General features: G+C 55.8%; 20 protein-coding genes. 16 read left to right on the plus strand and 4 right to left on the minus strand.

Features of this window, described 5'->3' with window-relative positions:
• Window positions 1-28 precede the first annotated feature (28 nt).
• From LG300_RS16080 to LG300_RS16100, 5 genes are all read left to right on the plus strand, one after another.
• Complete coding sequence (locus tag LG300_RS16080) at window positions 29-526, plus strand: TRAP transporter small permease (RefSeq protein ID WP_404376289.1); 498 nt, start codon at window positions 29-31, stop codon at window positions 524-526.
• Window positions 523-1,788, plus strand: a complete 1,266-nt coding sequence (locus LG300_RS16085; RefSeq protein ID WP_404376290.1) for a TRAP transporter large permease — start codon at window positions 523-525, stop codon at window positions 1,786-1,788. Before LG300_RS16080 ends, LG300_RS16085 begins: the two co-directional genes overlap by 4 nt.
• A 31-nt stretch (window positions 1,789-1,819) precedes the next feature.
• Complete coding sequence (locus LG300_RS16090; RefSeq protein ID WP_404376291.1) at window positions 1,820-3,718, plus strand: bifunctional sugar phosphate isomerase/epimerase/4-hydroxyphenylpyruvate dioxygenase family protein; 1,899 nt, start codon at window positions 1,820-1,822, stop codon at window positions 3,716-3,718.
• A complete protein-coding gene (locus tag LG300_RS16095) occupies window positions 3,715-4,593 on the plus strand; it encodes a shikimate dehydrogenase family protein (protein WP_404376292.1) in 879 nt (292 codons plus the stop codon). Before LG300_RS16090 ends, LG300_RS16095 begins: the two co-directional genes overlap by 4 nt.
• Before the next feature lie 74 nt (window positions 4,594-4,667).
• On the plus strand, window positions 4,668-5,627 hold the full coding sequence (locus tag LG300_RS16100; protein WP_404376293.1) for an AEC family transporter: 960 nt from the start codon (window positions 4,668-4,670) through the stop codon (window positions 5,625-5,627).
• On the opposite strand, the gene aroQ is transcribed toward LG300_RS16100, so the two are convergent.
• Complete coding sequence (aroQ, locus tag LG300_RS16105; protein WP_404376294.1) at window positions 5,620-6,072, minus strand: type II 3-dehydroquinate dehydratase; 453 nt, start codon at window positions 6,070-6,072, stop codon at window positions 5,620-5,622. The genes LG300_RS16100 and aroQ overlap by 8 nt on opposite strands.
• A gap of 155 nt (window positions 6,073-6,227) precedes the next feature.
• Between aroQ and LG300_RS16110 the strand changes: the two genes are divergently transcribed.
• Entirely contained in the window at window positions 6,228-7,022 is a 795-nt protein-coding gene (locus tag LG300_RS16110) for an IclR family transcriptional regulator C-terminal domain-containing protein (protein ID WP_404376295.1), read from the plus strand.
• Here the strand turns inward: LG300_RS16110 and LG300_RS16115 are convergent.
• Window positions 7,012-8,397 carry a VOC family protein gene (locus tag LG300_RS16115; protein ID WP_404376296.1) on the minus strand — a complete coding sequence of 462 codons (1,386 nt, stop codon included), beginning with the start codon at window positions 8,395-8,397 and terminating at the stop codon, window positions 7,012-7,014. The two genes, LG300_RS16110 and LG300_RS16115, sit on opposite strands and share 11 nt — an antisense overlap.
• A gap of 196 nt (window positions 8,398-8,593) precedes the next feature.
• Here LG300_RS16115 and LG300_RS16120 point away from each other — a divergent pair, with 196 nt between their 5' ends.
• Window positions 8,594-9,463, plus strand: a complete 870-nt coding sequence (locus LG300_RS16120) for a DUF72 domain-containing protein (RefSeq protein WP_404376297.1) — start codon at window positions 8,594-8,596, stop codon at window positions 9,461-9,463.
• 157 nt (window positions 9,464-9,620) lie between these two features.
• Window positions 9,621-10,964, plus strand: a complete 1,344-nt coding sequence (locus tag LG300_RS16125; RefSeq protein WP_404376298.1) for a sodium-dependent transporter — start codon at window positions 9,621-9,623, stop codon at window positions 10,962-10,964.
• A gap of 48 nt (window positions 10,965-11,012) precedes the next feature.
• On the opposite strand, the gene LG300_RS16130 is transcribed toward LG300_RS16125, so the two are convergent.
• The gene (locus LG300_RS16130) at window positions 11,013-11,231 is read right to left on the minus strand and encodes a PA3496 family putative envelope integrity protein (protein WP_404376299.1); all 219 of its coding nucleotides are present in this window, start codon (window positions 11,229-11,231) and stop codon (window positions 11,013-11,015) included.
• A gap of 257 nt (window positions 11,232-11,488) precedes the next feature.
• Here LG300_RS16130 and hexR point away from each other — a divergent pair, with 257 nt between their 5' ends.
• The 3 genes from hexR to LG300_RS16145 all read left to right on the plus strand — a co-directional run bounded on the left by hexR (window position 11,489) and on the right by LG300_RS16145 (window position 15,848).
• Window positions 11,489-12,343: a transcriptional regulator HexR gene (gene hexR / locus LG300_RS16135; RefSeq protein WP_404376300.1), complete on the plus strand. Its 855-nt coding sequence runs from the start codon at window positions 11,489-11,491 to the stop codon at window positions 12,341-12,343.
• Between the two features lie 90 nt (window positions 12,344-12,433).
• Window positions 12,434-14,632 carry a DNA helicase II gene (gene uvrD / locus LG300_RS16140; protein ID WP_404376301.1) on the plus strand — a complete coding sequence of 733 codons (2,199 nt, stop codon included), beginning with the start codon at window positions 12,434-12,436 and terminating at the stop codon, window positions 14,630-14,632.
• 127 nt (window positions 14,633-14,759) lie between these two features.
• Window positions 14,760-15,848, plus strand: a complete 1,089-nt coding sequence (locus LG300_RS16145) for a TRAP transporter substrate-binding protein (RefSeq protein ID WP_404376302.1) — start codon at window positions 14,760-14,762, stop codon at window positions 15,846-15,848.
• Between the two features lie 80 nt (window positions 15,849-15,928).
• Here LG300_RS16145 and LG300_RS16150 read toward each other — a convergent pair whose 3' ends face one another.
• Entirely contained in the window at window positions 15,929-16,342 is a 414-nt protein-coding gene (locus LG300_RS16150) for an acyl-CoA thioesterase (protein WP_404376303.1), read from the minus strand.
• A 166-nt stretch (window positions 16,343-16,508) separates the two neighbouring features.
• On the opposite strand from LG300_RS16150, the gene LG300_RS16155 reads away from it, so the two are divergent.
• From LG300_RS16155 to phoU, 5 genes are all read left to right on the plus strand, one after another.
• The gene (locus LG300_RS16155) at window positions 16,509-17,456 is read left to right on the plus strand and encodes a PstS family phosphate ABC transporter substrate-binding protein (protein WP_404376304.1); all 948 of its coding nucleotides are present in this window, start codon (window positions 16,509-16,511) and stop codon (window positions 17,454-17,456) included.
• A gap of 96 nt (window positions 17,457-17,552) precedes the next feature.
• Window positions 17,553-18,671: an ABC transporter permease subunit gene (locus tag LG300_RS16160; RefSeq protein WP_404376305.1), complete on the plus strand. Its 1,119-nt coding sequence runs from the start codon at window positions 17,553-17,555 to the stop codon at window positions 18,669-18,671.
• Window positions 18,671-20,083 carry a phosphate ABC transporter permease PstA gene (gene pstA / locus LG300_RS16165; protein WP_404376306.1) on the plus strand — a complete coding sequence of 471 codons (1,413 nt, stop codon included), beginning with the start codon at window positions 18,671-18,673 and terminating at the stop codon, window positions 20,081-20,083. The genes LG300_RS16160 and pstA overlap by 1 nt, the downstream gene beginning before the upstream one ends.
• Window positions 20,077-20,889, plus strand: a complete 813-nt coding sequence (pstB, locus tag LG300_RS16170) for a phosphate ABC transporter ATP-binding protein PstB (RefSeq protein ID WP_404376307.1) — start codon at window positions 20,077-20,079, stop codon at window positions 20,887-20,889. The genes pstA and pstB overlap by 7 nt, the downstream gene beginning before the upstream one ends.
• Before the next feature lie 30 nt (window positions 20,890-20,919).
• Window positions 20,920-21,645: a phosphate signaling complex protein PhoU gene (gene phoU / locus LG300_RS16175; protein WP_404376308.1), complete on the plus strand. Its 726-nt coding sequence runs from the start codon at window positions 20,920-20,922 to the stop codon at window positions 21,643-21,645.
• The last annotated feature ends 16 nt before the right edge of the window (window positions 21,646-21,661 follow it).

Genomic DNA, 21,661 nt, shown 5'->3' on the forward strand with positions numbered 1-21,661 from the left:
TGCCTGACTATTGATTGAAGGTGCTCTTATGTCTGCTCTTCTCAGCCGAATACATCGCGGCCTGATACTGTTCAACGGCAGCTTGGCAGGGCTTGCCATGATGCTGATTTTTCTGCTGGTCGCGAGCAATGCCTTTGCACGCTACACCTATGGCGGTTCCATTAGCTGGGGAGAAGACACTGCTATCTACCTAATGATTTACGGTCTAATGTTCGGCATGTCTTGGGCCTATCTCCAAGATAAGCATATCGGCTTTGACCTGTTTCGCCGTTTACTGCCACCTCACTGGGTGCGCTGGCAAGCCATCATTGTCGACTTAGTTGTGCTAGCGGTCGGTATTGGGTTGATGGTATCGGCGATTGAGTTTATTGCCGCACGCGGCGGACGTACCTCATCAAGCACCGGCATGCCAATGTGGCTGTTCCAAGCCTCGATGTTAATAGGCGGTGGTTTGCTTTGCCTCTCTGCTCTGGTGATGAGCGCGTTGCGTTTGAGCGAGCAACCCAGCGAGGAGGCATCATCATGATCTTTTTACTGCTTCTAGCACTTGTCTTACTGGGTGTACCCTTTGCCTTTGCCATTCTCGGCTCATTAACGGTGCTGATGAGCACTGGAGACTTGCCTTACCACATTCGCATCGTCTCACAGCAGTTTTTCGGTGGGATGGAGTCTTTCCCGTTACTGGCGATTCCATTGTTCATTTTAGCTGGCGAGCTAATGAATGAAGCGGGTATCACACACCGTATTATTAATCTGGCGAGCGCTATTGTAGGCCGACTCAAGGCTGGGCTGGCACACGTTAATATCTGGGCGTCGGTCATTTTTGCCGGGCTTTCAGGGTCGGCAATTGCCGATACTTCAGCGCTAGGGCGTGTCTTTATTCCATCTATGGAAAAAGAGGGCTACCCGCGCGATTTTGCAGCAGCGCTTACCGCCGCTTCATCGGTGATAGGCCCTATTATTCCGCCAAGCATCCCGGTAATTATTTATGCACTGACCGTCTCCGGCGTGTCGGTGCCAGGACTCTTTTTGGCCGGTATCGTGCCAGGTTTTTTGCTAGCACTGGGCCTGTCAATCTATGTCTACTTTTTTGCTGGTGACATCGGTAAAACGCAGGGCAAACAGCAGTCACGCCGTCATGCTCTGCTCCACGGGTTGCTACCAGCACTCATGCCAGTGTTTGTCGTTGGCGCAATTCTCGCAGGAATCGTCACCCCCACTGAAGCTGCGGCCTTTGCCGTGGTCTATGCACTGATTCTGGGTGTGGTGCTCTACCGCAATATAAAACTAGTCAACTTACCCGGCATCTTTGCCCGCGCGATGCGCGATAGCGCGGTGATCATGGTCATTATGGGCGCCGTTGCCGCCGCTAACTGGGTGTTAACGTTTGAGCGCGTACCCAACATGCTGACCGAATGGGCGTTGATGAGCATTGATACTCAGTGGTCCTTCCTAATCGCAGTCATTCTCTTGCTACTGGTAGTAGGGTTATTTTTGGAAGGGATCGCAGCCATTTTAGTTCTTGTGCCTATCCTGCATCCCATTGCAATGGCCCTGGGCATTGATCCGCTGCACTTCGGCATTGTCGTTATCTTCAACTTGATGATGGGACTGATCACACCACCTATGGGACTCTGCCTGTTTGTTGCTGATTCTGTCTCTGGCGTTGGGATGGGCGCTATTATCCGTCGCATTATACCGATGCTCGCCGTGCAATTCTTAGTGCTGCTACTCATTACTTTTGTACCGTCATTGGTTACTTTCCTGCCGCGTTTGGCTGGCTACTGACCTTCATTAATAATGTAAGGAGCATGATGCTATGTACTCATCTATTGCTACCGTTTGCCTCAGCGGGTCACTGGAAGAAAAAGTAGACGCCATTGCACAGGCTGGCTTTGAGGGCATTGAGCTGTTTGAAAACGACCTAACAGCATTTGCCGGCACTCCGCTTGAGGCCGGGGAGCTAATTCGTTCCCGTGGTCTTAAACTGGTTACCCTTCAGCCGTTTCGTGATTTTGAAGGCTTGCAGGGGCGCGCACGGGAGCGGGCGTTCGACCGAGCCGAACACAAGTTTGATCTGATGGAAGAGCTCGGCACAGACCTTCTTATGGTCTGCAGTACTGTCCACCCAGATGCTCTACCAGGTATAAGCCGTGCTGCCGATGACTTCTATGAGTTGGGCGAACGCGCTGCCCGGCGTAATCTGCGCGTTGCTTATGAAGCGCTGGCATGGGGCAGGCATATCCACGACTACCGCGATAGCTGGGAAGTGGTCCGCCGAGCTTCGCACCCGAATGTCGGTTTGGTGCTAGATACTTTTCACATTTTCTCGCGCCAGACAGAGCTTAGCACCATCGGCCGCATTCCAGGTGATCGCATTTTCTTAGTACAGACTGCCGATGCGCCACGCCTGTCGATGGATCACCTATCTTGGAGCCGACACTATCGGTGTTTCCCTGGTCAGGGCGAGCTGCAGATGGATAGCTTCATGACCATGCTGCAGGAAACCCGCTATGACGGCCCCCTCTCCCACGAGATATTTAACGATGTTTTCCGCATGGGACACAGTGACCAAACCGCCCGCGATGGTTTGCGCTCCTACAATTTGCTGCGCAGCATGCAAGAAAAAAGTGACATTCCCGCGCCGCAGCCTATTGAGTCCGTCGCCTTCCTAGAAATTGCCGTTGAGCCTGCAGATTTGACACGACTACGCGAGCTTCTCAGCGCGTTGGGCATGGCTTGCGTGGGGCGCCATCACACACTAAACGCTGAACGCTGGGCTGCAGGCGACGTTAACTTGGTTCTAAACACCGAGTCGAGTTTTACAGGACGTGTGCCTGGGCGCGATGCCACCGCCGTAACCGCAATTGGCCTTCGGGTAAGCAACGCTTATGAGGCGTTCAAGCGGGCTGACAAGCTCGGTTACGATATTGTTGAACCTGAGGACGTCGGTGCTAGCCACCGCATGAGCGCACTACGCAACGTGGATGGCAGCCTCTCCTACATCATTGACGACTCACAGCTTAGCCGCACATGGGATCGCGAGTTTCCAGTCGATGTAAAGCCCGTACCCCAGGGGTCGCTGGTAGATATCGACCACATTAGCGTTGCGCTCTCCTACCACGACTACCTCTCCCTGATGCTGCAGTACCGAGCTATCTTCCAGTTGGAGGTCACTCCGTCATTTGATGTCACGGACCCACGCGGCTTGATTCAAAGCCAAGTATTACAGAACGGCAATGGCCGTTTTCGTTTAGCGCTGAATGCCAGCGCGTCACCAGACACCGCTAGTAATCGTTTTGTACGTCAGTATGGCGGCTCGGGGGTTCATCATGTTGCGCTAAGCACTACCTGCATGCGTGACATCAGCGCGGCATTGCACAAGGCGGATACGCCAGTGCTGCCGATACCTAGTAACTACTATCGCGACCTTGCCGCGCGATTCGATCTCCCCGCGCAAACGCAGCGCTGGATGCAAGATCACCACATTCTCTACGACCAAGATAGTCACGGCGACTTCCATCAGTTGTACACACAACCTGGCCGTAAAGCCTTCTTCATCGAACTGGTACAACGGGAAGGTTATCAAGGGCTCGGCGCACCGAATGCTTTTGTACGCGTTACGGCGCAGCAGCGCCTAGAAGCTGACATTTTATCCAAGGACACTAACGGCGGCGCTGAAAACGCTAGCCAGGACACGGGAGCGCGCCAAGCATGATCAAACTCGGACTCGTAGGCGAAGGCATCGCTAAATCACAATCTCCCGATTTGCATGAACGCCTAGGAGCGTCACTCGGCGTATCGGTACGCTACGATTTAGTAGATAGTCTGGGTATCGCGGATTTTGATTTCCCCTGCGCCATTCAAAGGCTACGCGACGAAGGCTACCGGGGCACCAATGTCACCTTTCCTTTTAAAGAGAAAGCTGCAAAGTTAGCTGATATCTGTGGCGAAGGCGTGCGTCGGGTAGGCACCGCCAATACGCTTTTGTTCGATGAACAGGGGTTACGTGCAGAAAATACTGACTATACAGGCTTTATTAGCGCCTACCGCCACTCGTTCGGCCGCCAGTCTGCAGGCGATGTGCTATTAATTGGCGCCGGAGGTGTAGGACGTGCAGTGGCATGCGCGCTAGGCGAGCTTTCTGCCAGCTGTATCCATATCCTTGAACGCGACAGCCAACGAGCAGACATGCTGTGCCGAGACTTGAACGCCATGGGCATTACAGCCCAGTGCGTATCACCGGAACAGGCGCAGCGCGAACTGCCTAATTGGCACGGTGTCGTCAACTGCTCACCGATTGGACATATCAACCACCCTGGCTGCCCAATCAATACTGCTGGTCTAGGTGCTCAGCACTGGGTGTTTGACGCCGTATACATTCCTGCTCATACCGAGCTTTTGAATGCCGCTTACCAAGCTGGAGCTAAAACTCTCTCGGGCGTTGATCTATTCGTATTTCAAGGCGTGGATGCGTTTCGCTTTTTCACCAAAGGCCGTATCGCCTGTGAACAGATTGATCCCCATGTGATTCCGCTACGCACCCACTATATTGAGCAACTTGTCTCACCTCGAGCCGATAGTGTGCCATGATAGCCTTCGAGATAGCGCACAATAATTCGCTATTCGAACCATGCTATTGATCATTATGTACTGAAGAGGCTGCTATGCTCGCAATCCTAGCAATTACCACACCCATCTTTTTGCTGATCGGTATTGGCTATATTGCTCGGTGGAGCGGGATTATCCAGCGTGAACAGATGCAGGGCATAGGTATTTTTGTACTGTACTGTGCCCTGCCAGCACTGGTTATTCGAGCGTTAACCCAGCAGCCTTTGGAGAGCATTTTTCAACCCAACTATTTGATTGCGTACGGGCTAGGCTCGCTCGCAGTTTTGAGTGCTGGTTTAATGCTTTGTATAAAGCTGCAGCGCCAACCACTTAACGCCAGCGCAATGCAGGCATTAGGGATGTCTGCAGCTAATAGCGGTTTCGTCGGTTACCCTGTCGCTGCGATGGTCATTGGCTCACCCGCAGCGGTACTGTTAGCGCTTAATATGCTCGTTGAAAACCTGCTTATTATACCTACTGCTCTTATTCTTGCTGAGATGGGCAACCAACATAGCTCAAGCTTATGGCAAACCATGCGTCAAACGACGCTTAGCCTAGCCAAAAACCCGATACTGATTGGGTTATCGGTGGGTATATTTATCGCATTCACCGGGTTCACCATCCCCGATCCTATTAATAAAGCCATTCATATGCTTGCAGAAGCAGCAGGGCCCGCAGCACTGTTTGTCATCGGCGGGTCACTATTTGGTCTTAAAGCACAAGGAATGATGCGGGATGTGGGACAAATTGTAGTCGGCAAACTGCTTATTCACCCTTTAGCTATTTTGATAGCTTTCCTGCTGATCCCTAACATTGATCCAATTTACTTCGCTGGCGCACTGCTCTTTGCAGCTTCGCCGATGATCAGCATTTATCCACTGTTTGGACAACGCTATAACTTGGGAGGTGTTAGCGCCACCGCCATGCTCGTGGCGACGGTGACTTCATTTTTTACGCTAAGTGCCATCATTTGGCTAATGACACTCAGCGATATTATTAATATACAAGCTATTTAGATTTAGCATGATCATTGATAGCCGCATTTAAAGCCGCCTGGTAGCCATAGGTGCCAAGACCCGCAATGACGCCATCAGCACGCAACGACACATAGGAGTGGTGTCGGAAGCTCTCCCGCTTGTGTACGTTGGAAATATGCACTTCAATCACTTTTCCTTCAAAAGCATTCAGTGCATCTAGGATAGCCACCGACGTGTGCGTGTAGGCAGCAGGATTAATGATGATGGCACTTGTTCCGTCTAAACGCGCCGCGTGAATTGCGTCAATTAACGCACCTTCATGGTTGCTCTGAAAACAGTTGATCTCCCAGCCAGACATAACGGCTATTTCACGCAACGTATTATTCACATCCTCTAAGGTCTCATAGCCATAAATCTCAGGCTGACGAGTTCCCAAGAGATTCAAATTAGGCCCATGCAACACGGTGACTTTATGTTGGCTCATTGCTCTGCCTCATTGTGAATGAATCGATTAGTGTAAATTTACCATAATGAGGGAGCTGTTCCTCTGCCCATCAGCTATAAAGCGCAACTGTTCGCTATTCGAACACTGTGCTACCTTACCGGCTGACCATGCACCATGACGATGAGTAGACAAGAATGGACGACTTCCCCCAAGAAGAGGCGCTCAAGCCCGATGACCGCGACTTTGTAACTGCCTTGGCAAGTGGTTTGGAAGTCATCATGGCGTTTGATGATGCCCACCCACGCATGACGCTGAGCGAGGTGGCTGCTCGCACAGGGATGAACCGTGCCAAGGCTCGGCGCTTCCTACTCACGCTACATGCGCTCGGCTATGTGCGTAAGCAGCAACGCTACTTTGAATTAGCGCCGCGCGTACTCCAGCTAGGGTATTCCTACTTATCAGCCAATAATTACCGCAGCGCTATCCAACAATATTTAGAAGATATTACGCTTAAATGTGGTGAATCCTCTTCGCTAGGCGTTCTGGATGGCGATGACGTGATTTATCTTGCACGTTCAGCCGCGCGTCATCGTCTAATGGCAATAACGCTCTCAGTAGGTACACGCCTGCCCGCCGCGCATACGTCAATGGGGCGTGTTTTATTGGCTCAGCTGCCTGAAACTGCCCTAGACGATTATTTAAGCCGCCTTTCACTGCAGCGATATACCGACAAAACCATCACTGACATAGCGAGCCTAAAAACGTGTATTAACGAAGTGCGCCAGCAAGGCTATGCCATCTCCGACCAGGAGCTGGATTCCGGGCTTCGCTCGCTGGCCGTGCCTGCCTTCGACGCAAACGGCAAACTGCTTGGCGCTATTAATATCAGCACTAACGCCGCTCGCGTCGACATGGACACCTTACTCAAAGAGTATTTGCCACTATTACAGGAAACCGCGCGCCTCATTCGCACTACGATTAGTGCGTAACCCCCAACGCTGCCAGCGCCTTATCCAGTGATGCCTGCTGGCGCTTTGCATACAGCGCGATCTCATCAATCACGGCAACCCCCAAGTCGCGCTCGAACTGGGCCTGGTTGGCGTGGCTTTCGTATTCGTCGCGCTGCTCGCCGCCCAGCTGCTCGCCGCCCAGGTTGGACTGGAAGATACCTGCGGCACTGACCGGCAAGAAGTCTTCATAAATCATGGGTTGGCAAGTCAGCGCGCCCTGTTCGATAAGCGCTTCAATGGTATCCGCGTCTATCTGCGCCGGTAGCGACACGCGAACGCCCGCTACGGCGCGGTAGTGGAAGAACGCCAGCGCTTCGCGGCGCAGCGTGGCGGCATCGTCTGGAAACGCCTCAAACACTTCCGCCAACTGCGCCTGATGGGCATCGTTATCCTTGGCAGGGGGGAGTTGCTGCGACTGCGCCAGCAGGCGATCATAGAGTGCCCGCCCTTTCTGGGTCAGGGCAATGCCGCGCTGCTCAATTTCGCCAAAGCGGGCGGTATGGTGCCCGGCCACGCTGTCGGCAAAGGTGATCGTCTCTTCCAGCGCTTTAAAGCTAGTTTGGCGCAGCAGAATCGGGCAGCGCCGCCGGGGCGGACCCTCAATCACCGCCTTGGGGTCGATGCCAACGCTTGGCATGCGCCGCTGTACCGCATCGATATCCAGGGTGCGCGGGGTGAGATGGTTGATGTGCGGGCCGCGAAAGCTCACCACGTCGGCAATCAGGCGGTGTTCGTGGTGTAAACGGTCATAGGTCGCGCGGTCCACGGTGGCATCGTGATGCCAGCGGAAAGTGTTGAGTGCGGCCTGCACAAATGCGTCGGCGTCAGTGGCGTTCAAGCCACCCTGCTCCTCACAGCGGGCAATCAACGCCTGGGCTTCGGGCGTTACGATGTCGCGGCGGGTGAGGATTTCCCGCGCCTGCTCGCGTAGCTGTGGATTCTCGATCAGTTCAAGGCGCAGCAGGGAGGTAAAGACACGGAAGGGGTTACGCTTCAAAGCCTCATCGTCCACCGGACGAAACGCCGTTGAGTGCACCGGCACCCCGGCAGCGGCGAGGTCATAGTAGCCTACCGGCTGCATGCCCATCACCGCAAACATGCGCCGCAGCAGTGAAAGCTCTTCAGGCAAACCAACGCGGATCGCTCCATGACGCTCTACATTCAGGCGCGCCAGCTCGCCAGCCTCTTCAAGCGCATCAGCTAATGCGGCATCCTGTTCTAATACGTCACGGTTCACGCTCTCCACCAGCGAGAGCAGCGTGCCATATTGCGGCACTTCCTGTTGGTACATCGCCGACATCGCTTTGGAAAACTGATCGCGAATATCGTCGGCACTTACATAAGCAGCATCCATGAAGCGTTCCTGTCGGTTAATTTTTGAAGAATGCGATGATCACCATAGTAGCGCTGCAGTGGCCGGGAAAATTTCATAATTTTGGCCGTTATCTTCATTAACACGCCTTGAGCCCCCACCACCGCTCATGGTGTTACGGGTACACTAGGTTTTGTTTACGTTCTTTTTCTCCTTTTCGACAAAGGCCACCGCTTAGATGACTGCCCCACGCGCACCGCTACCGCTCTATCTCGGCTTGCCCATGTGGGCCAATCAGGATTGGCAGGGCAGCCTCTATCCTCGCCAAGCTAAAACCGATCTGTTAAGCGACTATGCGGCGGTTTTTTCAAGCGTTGAAGGCAATACCACCTTTTATAGTGGCGCCCCCAAACCCGATACCATCGCCGCTTGGGCGCGCCAGGCACCACCCCAGTTCCGCTTCTGCTTTAAGCTGCCCGCCAGCGTTACCCACGACCAGCGCCTAAGCCAGTTAGCGTCTGCTTGGGACTTTCTGGCTGCACTAGAGCCACTGCATGACCGCCTGGGGCCGACCATGGTTCAGCTACCCCGTGACTTTGGCCCCTCGGAACTGCCCAAGCTGGAAGCCTTGCTGGCCGGATGGCCTGCACACTTACCCTGTGCGGTGGAAGTGCGTCACCCGATTTTTTTCCACAAAGGAGAGGAGGAGCGGGCCCTCAACCGATTGTTGATAACTTATGGCGCCAACCGCGTCATGCTGGATGTACGGCCGGTATTCTCTACCCCTGCTAATGGCCATGCGGGCCTTGCTCATGCCCAGCAAGAAAAACCGAAACTCCCGTTACACGTGCTTTCCACGGCAGAGCAACCCATCATTCGCTTCATTGGCCATATTGACAAAGCTATCAATACCCGCTATTTCGCGCCGTGGATAGAACGCCTTAGCCTGTGGATAAGTCAGGGGAAAACCCCTTTCTTATTTGTGCATACTGCGGATAACCGTGAGTCTCCTGAGATGGCACGCCACCTGTATCGTATCTTGCAGCACCAGGTGGCACTCCCGCATCTCGCCCCCTTTGCCGATGAAAAGCAAAGCCAGCTGTTCTAAGTCGCCTTTTTGGGTGAGCTGACTGGCAAGCCCCTCCATGATCGGATAAATTGCCTGTTCTTTCGGAAAAGTACGCTGGCAATTTCTCTATTTTCCGAAAATCGGCGCTATTAAGCCGATAACGACTCATTACAATTGAACGAAAAACAGGTGATTTATGGCAAAACTTGCACATGCACAATGGTCATCTCGTATGACCTTTGTGCTAGCCGCAGCGGGTTCAGCGGTTGGCTTGGGGAATATCTGGAAATTCCCTTATATGGTGGGCGAAAGCGGCGGGGCTGCTTTTGTATTTGTTTACCTACTCTGTATCGCGCTCATTGGCTTGCCCATTCTCGTCTCTGAGTGGCTGATCGGGCGGCGCGGCCAGAAAAACCCCGCCAGTACGATGGCTGAACTGGCACGCCAAGCCAACAAGCCCAGCATTTGGGCCGTAGTGGGTATTAGCGGTATTGTAGGGGCGTTTTTAATTCTGTCGTTCTATAGCGTGATCGGCGGCTGGTCGCTCTACTATACCCTCAACTCCGTCACTGGAACCTTCAGTGGCCAAGACGCTGACGGCATTGGGGCGCTGTTTAGCGGCATGCTTAGCAACCCTGGGTTGCTTCTGATTGGCCACTCCGCCTTTATGCTATTGGTGATTGGCATTGTTGCCCGTGGTGTAACGAAGGGCCTGGAAGGCGCTGTGCGCGTTTTGATGCCGGTGCTTGCGTTACTGCTTGTAGTGCTAATTGGTTATGGTATGTCTACCGGCCATTTTGGTGAAGCGCTGGGGTATATGTTTAACCCAGACTGGAGCAAGTTAAGCGCAGAAACAGTTCTAGCCGCTTTAGGGCACGCTTTCTTCACCCTATCGCTGGGTATGGGCATTATGATGGCGTATGGCTCTTACTTGGGCAAAGATATCAACCTGCTCCAAACTGCCCGCACCGTCATCATTATGGACACAGTAATTGCTCTCGGAGCCGGTCTTGCGATCTTCCCCATCGTGTTTGCGAACAACCTTGACCTCGCCTCGGGCCCTGGGCTGATCTTCGTCACGCTGCCACTGGCGTTTGGCAACATGGACGGCGGCTCCCTCCTGGGCTTGATGTTCTTCCTGCTGCTCACCTTCGCAGCTCTTACCTCGGCCATTTCGCTGCTTGAGCCCGTGGTTGAGTTTATTGAAGAACGCATGCCGCTTTCTCGCGTGATGGCGACCGTTGTTGCCGGGGTGGGTGCTTGGGCGCTGGGTATTGCCGCGCTGCTCTCCTTCAACGTATGGAGCGAGCCGCTCATGTTTGGTATGGGCGTGTTTGATTTGCTGGATACGCTGACCAGCAAAATCATGCTGCCGCTAACTGGGTTGGGTGCGATTCTCTTCGCTGCTTGGTGCCTGGATCGCCAGAGCGTGGAAGCTGAGCTTGGGCTGTCAGCCACTGGCGTAAGCATGTGGAATATCATCGCGCGCTATGTAGCGCCCGCAGGTGTTATCGCTGTCTTCGTAACAGGCTTGATCTAAGCCGTCACGGCCCCGCTAGCTAGCGGGGCGGTATCATCACACGCTGTTTTAGTGCAGTTCGCTCTCTTGCGGTTCGTCATCGTCCGGCAGGGGAGCGATATCCCGCGAAAGCTTTTGAAACTCCCGATGCAGCTCAATTCCTCTGCGTGCTCTTAGGCTACGCTGAGCGGCGCTGCGCCGGCGTTGGGCATGCTCATCGACCTCCATACTCATAAATATGTCGAGCAATTCGCTTTTTACCGAGGTAATTCGTTCGACGTTTCTCATGATCGACGCTCCTCCAGGTGAAGTTGCCTACGTCCACCTGCATCCGTGACGACTGATTTTTAAATGATGCAGTGCGGCACGTCACTTCTTACTATAACCTACTTGACAAAATGATGACGCATCTTAAAGAAATGGGTTAACGCCCTTTAAACGGCAGCCACTTCGGAGGTTCTCCGCTGCCCTCTTCGCGTCACTCAGGCATACTGTAGCGACCCCTTGGCCGCATTAAGCACGATAAAGAATTTAAGGAGTTGACCGTGAGCCGCGCCCTGTTCGATGAAATGAGACGCCGTATGGAGCATTTCCGTCGCTCCGAACAAAAGGTAGCGCGGTTCGTGCTGCGTAACCCCGATGAAGTGATCCATATGCGGATCGTGGATCTGGCCACCGAGGCCAAGGTGAGCGAGCCCACCGTGGTGCGCTTCTGCCGCGCACTCGGCTGCAACGGGTTCCAGGACTTCAAGCTCCAGCTCGCCCAGATGCTGGCCAGCGGCAGCCAGTTCGCCCAGTTCTCCATGAACGATAGCGACTCGGTGGCCGAGTTCTCCCACAGCATTTTCGACTCCACCGTTGGCACGCTGCTGTCGGTGCGCGACCGCCTCGACAACGAAGCCCTGGGGCGGGCGGTCAACGCCCTGGCCATGGCAAACCGGGTAGAGTTTTACGGCTTTGGCGCCTCCGGTGCCGTGGCATTCGATGCCCAGCACAAGTTCTTCCGCCTGCAGATCTCGACCTCCGCCTATGCTGACCCGCACATGCAGAACATGTCAGCGGTGACGCTGCAAGAGGGCGATGTGGTGGTCGCGATTTCACAAACCGGGCGCACCAAGGCGCTGGTCGCCAGCGTGCGCTTGGCCCGCGAAGCGGGTGCCACGGTCATTGGCCTGTGCCCCAGCGAGTCGCCGCTGGCCCATGAGGTCAGCCTGCCGCTGTTTATCGATGTTCACGAAGATACCGAAATCTACACGCCGCTCAGCTCGCGTATTGCCCACCTGGTACTGATCGACGTGCTAGCAGTAGGGGTGGCCAAAACCCGCGGCCCCAAGCTTGCGGAACAGCTCAAGGCAGTGAAAAAGAGCCTCAGCACGCTGCGCTACCCAGACGAGCAGTAACCACCAGCTACCGAGGCATACGCTGTATACCCAGCCAGTGGGTGGGCTGTGCTAAACTGGCCGCCCATTTTTTAACCGGCAGCGGCTTATATGGACGACGTCACGGCGATACTCGATCAGCTCAACCCAGCCCAACGGGAGGCCGTTAGCGCCCCCCAGGGCAACTTACTGGTACTGGCTGGGGCTGGCTCCGGTAAAACCCGCGTGCTGGTTCACCGCATTGCCTGGTTGATGCAGGCCGAGGGGCTCTCCCCCTACGCACTGCTGGCAGTCACGTTCACCAATAAAGCCGCCCGGGAAATGCGCACGCGCCTTGAAGCGCTGCTGGGAATCTCCATGCGCCATGTATGGGTCGGCACCTTCCACTCCATTGCCCACCGGCTGCTGCGCACCCACTGGCAAGACGCCCGCCTGCCCCAGCACTTCCAAATTATCGATTCCGATGACCAGCTCCGGCTGATTAAGCGGCTGCTCAAAGATTACGCCATTGACGATGAGCGCTTCCCCCCTCGCCAGGTGCAGGGGTTCGTCTCTGGCTGCAAAGAAGAAGGCCTGCGGCCGCATCAGGTGAACGTGAATGGCGATGCTTACCTGGCGCAAATGGTCGAGTTGTACGAACGCTACCAGTTCACCTGCGAGCGTGGCGGGCTGGTGGATTTTGGCGAGCTGCTGCTACGCAGCCTGGAGCTATTGCGCGACAACCCGCCACTACTGAACCACTATCGCGAGCGCTTCGGTCACGTGCTGGTGGACGAGTTTCAAGACACCAATACCCTGCAGTACGCGTGGCTCAAACTGCTCACCGGCCAGCAAACGCCGATGACGGCGGTTGGCGATGACGACCAGTCGATTTACGGCTGGCGGGGCGCCAAAGTGGAGAACATCCGCCGCTTTGAGGAAGAGTTTCCCAACACCCACACGGTACGCCTGGAGCAGAACTACCGCTCCACCAGTGCGATCCTCGACGCCGCTAATATGTTGATCAGCCACAACACCGAGCGGCTGGGCAAAAACCTCTGGACCGACGGTATCGAGGGCGAACCGATCTCGGTATACGCCGGGTTTAACGACCTGGAAGAAGCCCGCTACATCGTCGATACCATCAAAGAGAAGGTCGAGGAAGGCTTCAATCGCCGTGATATCGCCATCCTATACCGCTCCAACGCCCAGTCGCGGCTGCTGGAAGAGACGCTGATTCGCCAAGGCATGCCCTACCGCATCTATGGCGGTCATCGTTTCTATGAGCGGCTGGAGATCAAGAACGCCCTGGCCTACCTTCGCCTGCTGCTCAACCGGGACGACGACGCCTCCCTAGAGCGGGTGATTAACGTGCCCACCCGGGGCATCGGCACCCGCACAGTGGAAATCATTCGTCACCGCGCCCGTGAACAGGGCGTTTCGTTGTGGCAGGCGCTGCACGATGCTATTCAGGACGGCACCCTAAAAGGTCGCGCAGGCAACGCCGTTCAAGCCTTTACCAACCTGATTGAGCAGCTCGATAACGACGCCGCGGGGTTACCGCTGCATGAGATCATCGACCATGTCACCGCGCACACCGGGTTAATTGAGCACCATAAAAGCGAGCGTGGCGAAAAAGGCCAGGCTCGGGTCGAGAACTTGGAAGAGCTGGTCACCGCCGCTCGCGCCTTTACCCACGGCGATGCCTTTGAAACCCCAGAAGCGGGCGAAGGCATGGCGGCACTGGAGGCGTTTCTGTCGGAAGCGGCGCTCAATGCAGGTGACCACGAAGCCGAAGAGTTCGAGGACAGCGTGCAGCTGATGACACTGCACTCCGCAAAAGGGCTGGAGTTCCCCGTGGTGTTTATCGCAGGCGTGGAAGAGGGGCTATTTCCCCACAAGATGTCGGTGGAGGAGTCAGGGCGGCTCGAAGAGGAACGCAGGCTTTGCTATGTAGGCGTCACCCGCGCGATGCAGAAGCTCTACCTGACCCACGCGGAAACCCGCCGCCTGCACGGCAAAGAGGTGTTTCCACGCCCGTCGCGCTTCCTGCGGGAGCTACCGCCCCATTTGCTGGAAGAAGTGCGCCTGCGGGGGCATGTCTCCCGCCCGGTCACCGCATCGCGCCCAAGCTTCGCCCAAACCAGTATTGAAAGCGATGGTGAACTGCCCGCGCTGCACGTGGGCCAGCGGGTTGAGCACCCCGTGTTTGGTGAAGGCATCATCCTGAATACGGAAGGTGAAGGGGCACGTGCAAGGGTGCAGGTCAGTTTTGACGGTGAAGGCGTGAAGTGGTTAGTGCTAGGGTTTGCCAAACTCACGCCGCTTTAAACTGTGCAAAGGGCAAGACAAGACAGGCACTTGCCCTATAAAAGCTGCTTAGCGCATACTGGCAGGCGGACACTGCGCTCACTGCGCTTATAAAAAAACATCCTATAATTTCGGAGTCATGCCTGCCATGCAACGCCGTCAATTTTTAAAAACCGCTGGCCTAGGTGCCGCCGGTGTCGCTGCCGCCCCTTTCGTCTCCACTGCCAGCGCTAACGAAACCTACACCTGGGATATGGTGACCTCTTGGCCGAAAAACTTTCCAGCCTTGGGTACTGGTGCTAACGACTTTGCCCGCCGGGTTGAGCAGCTCTCTAACGGCCGTATGCGCATTCGCGTACACGGTGCAGGCGAGCTAGTTCCGGCCCTGGAAGTTTTCGACGCCGTTGCCGCAGGTACGGCCGAGATGGGGCACTCTGCCTCTTACTACTGGCGCGGTAAAGTAGCGGCATCACAGTTCTTCACTGCGGTTCCATTCGGCATGACCACCACCGAAATGAACGCCTGGCTGTACCACGGCGGCGGTCAGGAGCTGTGGGACGAGATCTACGCCAACCACAACCTGAAACCTTTTGCGGTGGGTAACACCGGCACGCAGATGGCGGGCTGGTTCAAAAAAGAGATCAACTCCCTCGACGATATGCAGGGCCTGAAGCTGCGCCTGCCGGGTCTCGCTGGCGAAGCCATGAACGGCATCGGCGTGAGCACCGTCAACATGGCAGGCTCAGAGATCTTTACTTCGCTGCAAACCGGCGCGCTGGACGCCGCAGACTGGGTTGGCCCCTACAACGATATGGCCTTTGGCCTGCACCAAGTAGCGAACTACTACTACACCTCCGTATGGAACGAGCCCAGCGCCGTGCTAGAAGGCACCATCAACCTAGACGCTTGGAATGCGCTGCCGGAAGATTTGCAGGACGTCATTCGCGAAGCAGCCCGCGCCTCTAACCTGGCGATGATCAGCGAATTTGCCTTCCGCAATGCTCAAGCACTGGAAACGCTAGTGCAAGAGCACGGCGTTCAGCTGCGTACCTTCCCTGATGATGTAATGGCGGCGCTATATGAGTCATCCAAGCAGGCGATCCAGCGCCAGGTTGAAAGCGATGAAGAGTCCCGTCGCGTGTATGAGTCGTACTCTGCATTCCAGAAAGTGGTGCGTCCGTTTACCGATGTGGGCGAATACGCCTACCTGAAGAGCCGTGACAACGTAGGTGCATAACATCATCACCACGATGAACGGCAAAAAGGGCGCTTCGGCGCCCTTTTTGCTGATTAGCACTTTTGATTACGAACGAATATCTAGCCATGCACCGCGCGAATACGGCCATTATCGTCCAGCGCGACCATAACAAAACGTGCTTCCGTAACTTTCTGGCGCTCTTCAATATGGCGGCCATGGGGCGGTCGTACCCATACCTCTACATCAATCTTGATTGAGCTATGGCCTATACTCTGTACTTGGGTATAGACGCTTACCATAGAGCCAACTCGTACAGGGCTAAGAAAGTCCATCGCCTCAATGGCCACTGTGGCGGTGCGCCCACCGGCTTCGCGACCGGCCGCCAATTCCGCCGCTTGGTCCATCTGATTCACTAGCCAGCCGCCAGGAATGTCGCCATAGAGATTGGTATCTTGACGAGAAGCCAGTAACTTTAAGGTGAGTTGCCCTTGAGGGGCGGGTGCGTCGTCCAAGTCGGTATCCAACGGTGTCATAAAAGGTAGTCACTTTATAAAGTTATTGTTGTGATGATACAGAGCCATACTGGTGGTCGTTGCGTCGCTGGTTGCTGCATCGCAATAGGATGTTGATAGTTAATCATAAGAGGGGTGACGTTTGAAGGGCAATGGGTTAAAGGACAATGGTCTAGAGGACAATGCTTTGCAGCGCTACCGCTTAGGTTTTAGCCAACGCTATCGCCTCTGGTTAGCAAGCGGGCTGCTGCTTTTCTGCACTTTCGCCTGGGGGCAGAATGACCCTATCAGAGGCACACTGGGGGCGGTCGGTTCCGATACCATGGCTGGCTTAATGTTGCGCTGGGGGGAAGCCTTAAATACCCGCCATCCTGATATTAAACTGCAGTTTCAAGCAAGCGGTTCGGCCAGCGCTCCTACAGCCCTGGTGGCAGGTACTACACGCTTTGGCCCTATGTCGCGCCCCATGACGGAAAGCGAGCGTCAGCAGTTTATTGATCGCTATGGTTATCCCCCTCGTGAGCTGAGCGTTGCCCGCGACGCTTTGCTAGTGGTGGTACACCGCCACAACCCCTTGGCATCGCTGAACCGTGAGCAGGTCGATGCCATCTTTTCCACCTCGCTGAATTGCGGAGGCTCCCACGCCATCCGCCGCTGGGAAGAACTGCTGCCCGCTGATCAGTGGCCCTACGGCAAGATTGCTCTGCATGGCCGGAACTTAGCCTCGGGCACCCACGGGCTGTTTCAGGAACGGGCGCTGTGCAGCGGCCAGTTTCGCCGCGATATCAGCGAGCACCCTGGCTCCTCTGCGGTCATTGCTGCCGTGGGAGAATCACCCAATGCTATGGGCTATGCGGGGTATAACCACTTAAACCCCATGGTGCGCGCTGTGCCGCTGATCAGCGGCGAGGGCACACCGATTGCCCCTAGCGTTGCGACCATCCAAGCGGGTACATACCCGCTGTCGCGAGATCTCTATCTTTACGTTAACCTGCCACCCGGTGAGTCATTGCCACCTGCCGAGCAAGCATTTCTCTCGCTGATTTTCTCTAATGAGGGGCAACAGATTGTACAAGCCGCTGGCTTTGTGCCGTTACCGCAAGCACAGCGCACTTCTCTTCTCCCGAGAGACTAGATTGTCACTTAACTGTCATAAACATACCGTAGGGTGGTGAGCTTCGGCCATGTACGTACTTTTTTGCTACGGCACTCGTTTCTTTATGATGTCGACATGACTCCCCCTCGGCTACCCCTTTCGCGTCAGCCGCTGCGCCTTATTCAAGACCGTATCGCTACCGGGCTCATTACCGCCGGAGGCATAGGCGTCTTACTATCGATTCTTGCTATCGGTGTGTTTCTGGTTTGGGAAACGCTGCCGCTGCTAGCGTTTGGCGATGCATTGACGCTTAGCACCCTCTCACCGCTTGCCTGGGGCACCCTCAAAGCAGCACTCGCTGCCATGCTGTTTGCCACCCCCATTGCACTGGGTGCAGCCATGTACTCGGCGCTGTTTATGTCGAACCGCCTTCGCAGCCGGGTAAAGCCCATTCTTGAGCTGATGGAAGCAGTTCCCGGCGTAGTGGTGGGTTTTATTGCCGGGCTACTGCTGGCACCGTGGGTTGAGCGCCATTTAGCCAGCACCCTGTTAGTGATTGTTTGGCTACCGCTCAGCGCGGCACTGGCGGGCAGCCTTTGGTATTTCGCCAGCGCGCGACTGCGCCAATGGTTTCCGCTCTCCTGGGCTGGCCTATGGCTCATGCCATGGTTAGCCATCATGGCGTCTCTCGCCTTATGGTTGGCTCCGCTGATTGAGCAGTACTGGCTCGGTGGCGACCTGCGCCGCCTGCTCGACCAGCAGTACGGCTTGGATTACGCCACCCGCAACGCATTGATTGTCGGCATTGCCATGGGGTTTGCGGTGATCCCTAGCATTTACTCGCTGGCCGAGGATGCCCTCTCTGATGTGCCCGCCACTTTGATGGAAGGCGCCCAAGCCTTGGGGGCCAGCCGCTGGCAAGCACTGTGGAAAGTAGCGCTCCCAACGGCCGGGCCTGGGGTCTTTTCAGCAGTCATGATTGGTGCCGGTCGCGCCGTGGGTGAAACCATGATTGTCTTGATGGCCAGCGGCAATACTGCTCTATTTAGCGCCAGCCCCTTTGAGGGGCTACGCTCGCTGTCCGCCTCTATTGCGATCGAGCTGCCCGAGGCCGCTCCCGGCGGACTCACCTACCACCTACTTATTTTCGCCGCCCTGGCGCTGTTTATCTTCACGTTCTTAGTCAATACGCTAGCAGAAGTGGTACGCCAGCGACTGCGCCGCCGCTATCAGCGTTTGGGGGGTAACCTCTAATGCGCTGGCTAAACCGCCTCCCCCGTATCAGCGCCGCGAGCAATTTACTGTGGCCATGGCTGTGTGCGGGCAGCGTGGCACTGTCACTGCTGATGCTCGCCACACTGCTGACGTTACTCGCCACGCGGGGGCTGGGCCACTTCTGGCCCGCAACCTTAGAAGAACTCACCCTTCACTCCGGCGAAACGGTTATCGGCCAGCCGGTGCGCGAGGCGCCACTACCTAACGCAGAGGGCATGGAGCGGCTCTACTTTACCGGCAACCGGGATATAGACGGCGTAAGTTGGCGCTGGGTGGCCGTTGACGACATCGTGGAACAAACCATTCCCGACGATCTTGTGAGGCTCGAACGCACCCCATGGGGTGACTTTATCGGTCGTCTAACCACCGTGGAGAGTGCCGGCCAACGTCTGGAAGGCCAGGCCGCCTGGGCGTTTGTCGCCAATGCCCTGACACTGCCCGACAGCCAGCGCCCTAATGCACAGCTCCAACTAACCGCTGCCAATGGCCACACCATTACCCAGCCGCTGGCGGGCGTCACGCTTTTTCAAGCGCCCAACGCCATGTCTTGGGGGCAGAAAGTGGCCGCTTGGGGTGAGCGTATTTGGCAGTTTCTCAGCGAAGGGCCACGCGCCGCTAATACCGGAGGTGGCGTATGGCCCGCCATCTTCGGGACAGTATTGATGGTGATTCTGATGTCGGTCATCGTGACGCCGTTTGGCGTACTGGCTGCAATTTACCTTAACGAGATCGCCCACCAGAACCGCCTAACCCGCCTAGTGCGCATCGGCGTGCGCAATCTCGCGGGGGTGCCCTCGATTGTTTATGGGGTGTTTGGCCTTGGAGTCTTCGTTTACGGCATCGGCGGCTCCATCGACAGCTGGTTTTTTGAGGATGCGCTACCCTCGCCCACCTTTGGAACCGGCGGCCTACTATGGGCATCGCTGACCCTGGCGCTGCTAACGCTGCCGGTCGTGATTGTGGCAACTGAAGAAGGGCTGGCCCGCATTCCTGACGCTCAGCGGGAGGGCGCGGTGGCACTGGGTGCCACCCGCCTGGAAATGCTGACCCGGGTGGTCTTACCTATGGCAACTCCGGCCATGCTGACCGGCGTGATTCTGGCAGTGGCCCGAGCAGCGGGGGAAGTGGCACCGTTGATGCTGGTGGGTGTCGCAAAACTGGCCCCACAAATGCCCGTCGACGGGGAATTTCCCTATCTGCACCTAGAGCGCAAGTTTATGCACCTCGGCTATCATTTGTTTGATACCGCCTTTCATGGTGAAGATGTCCAGGCTGCCATCCCATTGGTGTTCGCCACCGCCCTGCTGCTTGTGCTCATTGTGCTGGTGCTTAATCTAACTGCCATATTTCTGCGTCATTATTTAAGGCGTCAACGAGGAAGCGAATGCTAGCGTTATCGTCCGCCAATCCCACTCAAGCATCGGTGACCCGCTTCTCAGCCGACAACTGCTGCTTGAGTATCAACCAGTTCCACCTCGCTTATGCGGGGAAAACCGCGTTGCGCGACCTAACGCTTGAAGTACCCCGCCACCGTGTGACCGCGTTTATCGGCCCGTCGGGCTGTGGCAAATCTACCCTGCTGCGCGCGATCAACCGGCTGCATGACCTCAATGAGTCGGTGACGCATCAAGGGCATATTCAGCTAGAAGGCCAGGACATCCACGCCCCGCAGGTGAATGTCACCGAACTGCGCCGGCGCGTTGGCATGGTGTTTCAAACCCCAAACCCGTTCCCGATGTCGATCTATGAAAACGTAGCATTCGGGCTGCGTTTACAGGGGCGTTTGCCCAAGCGCAAACGCGACGACATTATCGAGTGGGCACTAACGTCGGCGGCCCTTTGGGATGAGGTGAAAGACCGCCTGCACCGCTCAGCGTGGCAACTATCCGGCGGGCAGCAGCAGCGCTTGGTGATTGCCCGCACGCTGGCAGTACAGCCCGATGTACTGCTGCTGGATGAGCCCGCTTCTGCACTAGACCCTATTTCTACGCTTAAAATCGAAGAGTTAATCCGTAACCTGAAATCCCAGCTGACGCTGGTGCTGGTTACCCACAATATGCAACAAGCCGCGCGGGTTTCCGACTACACTGCTTTTTTGCAGCAAGGTGAACTCGTTGAATACGGGCCAACGGATCAAGTATTCACCAACCCGCGTTTACAACGCACCGAAAACTACATTACCGGCCGCATGACCTAGGCCCAATCGACGTTACGTCAGGAGTGCTCCATGGATATTACGAGTGATACCCACAGCCAGCATATCTCTCGCCAGTTCAACCAGGAGCTGGAAGAGCTGAAAACCCACCTGATGGCCATGGGCGGTCTGGTGGAGAAACAGGTACAGGACGCCGTCTACGCGTTGCTGGAAGGTGATAGCCGCCTAGCCGAAAAAGTGCGTGATAACGATCGTCAGGTGAATGATCTACAGCTGCAGATTGATGACGAGTGTACCCGCGTACTGGCCCGCCGCCAGCCGGCCGCCTCTGACCTACGCTTGGTGCTCGCGGTGATCCGGGCCACCTCAGATCTTGAGCGCATTGGCGATGAAGCCAGCAAAATTGCCCGTAATGCGCTGCTGCTGAGTGAAAACAGCGGTGGCATTCGTGGCTTGGTAGAAGTGCGCCACATCAGCGAACACGTGCGTAAAATGCTGCGCGATGCGCTAACGGCCTTTGCCCGCTTCGATACCGAACTTGCCATGCAGGTGGTGCGTGAAGATGAGTCGGTAGACGACGAATATGGCAGTGCCATGCGCTCCCTCATGACTTTTATGATGGAAGACTCCCGCTCTATCAGCTCCGTACTCAGCATCATGTGGGTATTGCGCGCATTGGAGCGCGTTGGCGACCACGCCAACAACCTAGCGGAGTACGTGGTCTACCTGGTAAAAGGCCTGGATATTCGCCACAGCGACCCAGAAACCTTAAATCAGAAGGTGCTTAAAAAGTCTTGACCTAGCGGTTAATTCC

The sequence above is a fragment of the Vreelandella aquamarina genome, assembly GCF_044805175.1.
Lineage (GTDB): Bacteria > Pseudomonadota > Gammaproteobacteria > Pseudomonadales > Halomonadaceae > Vreelandella > Vreelandella aquamarina_B.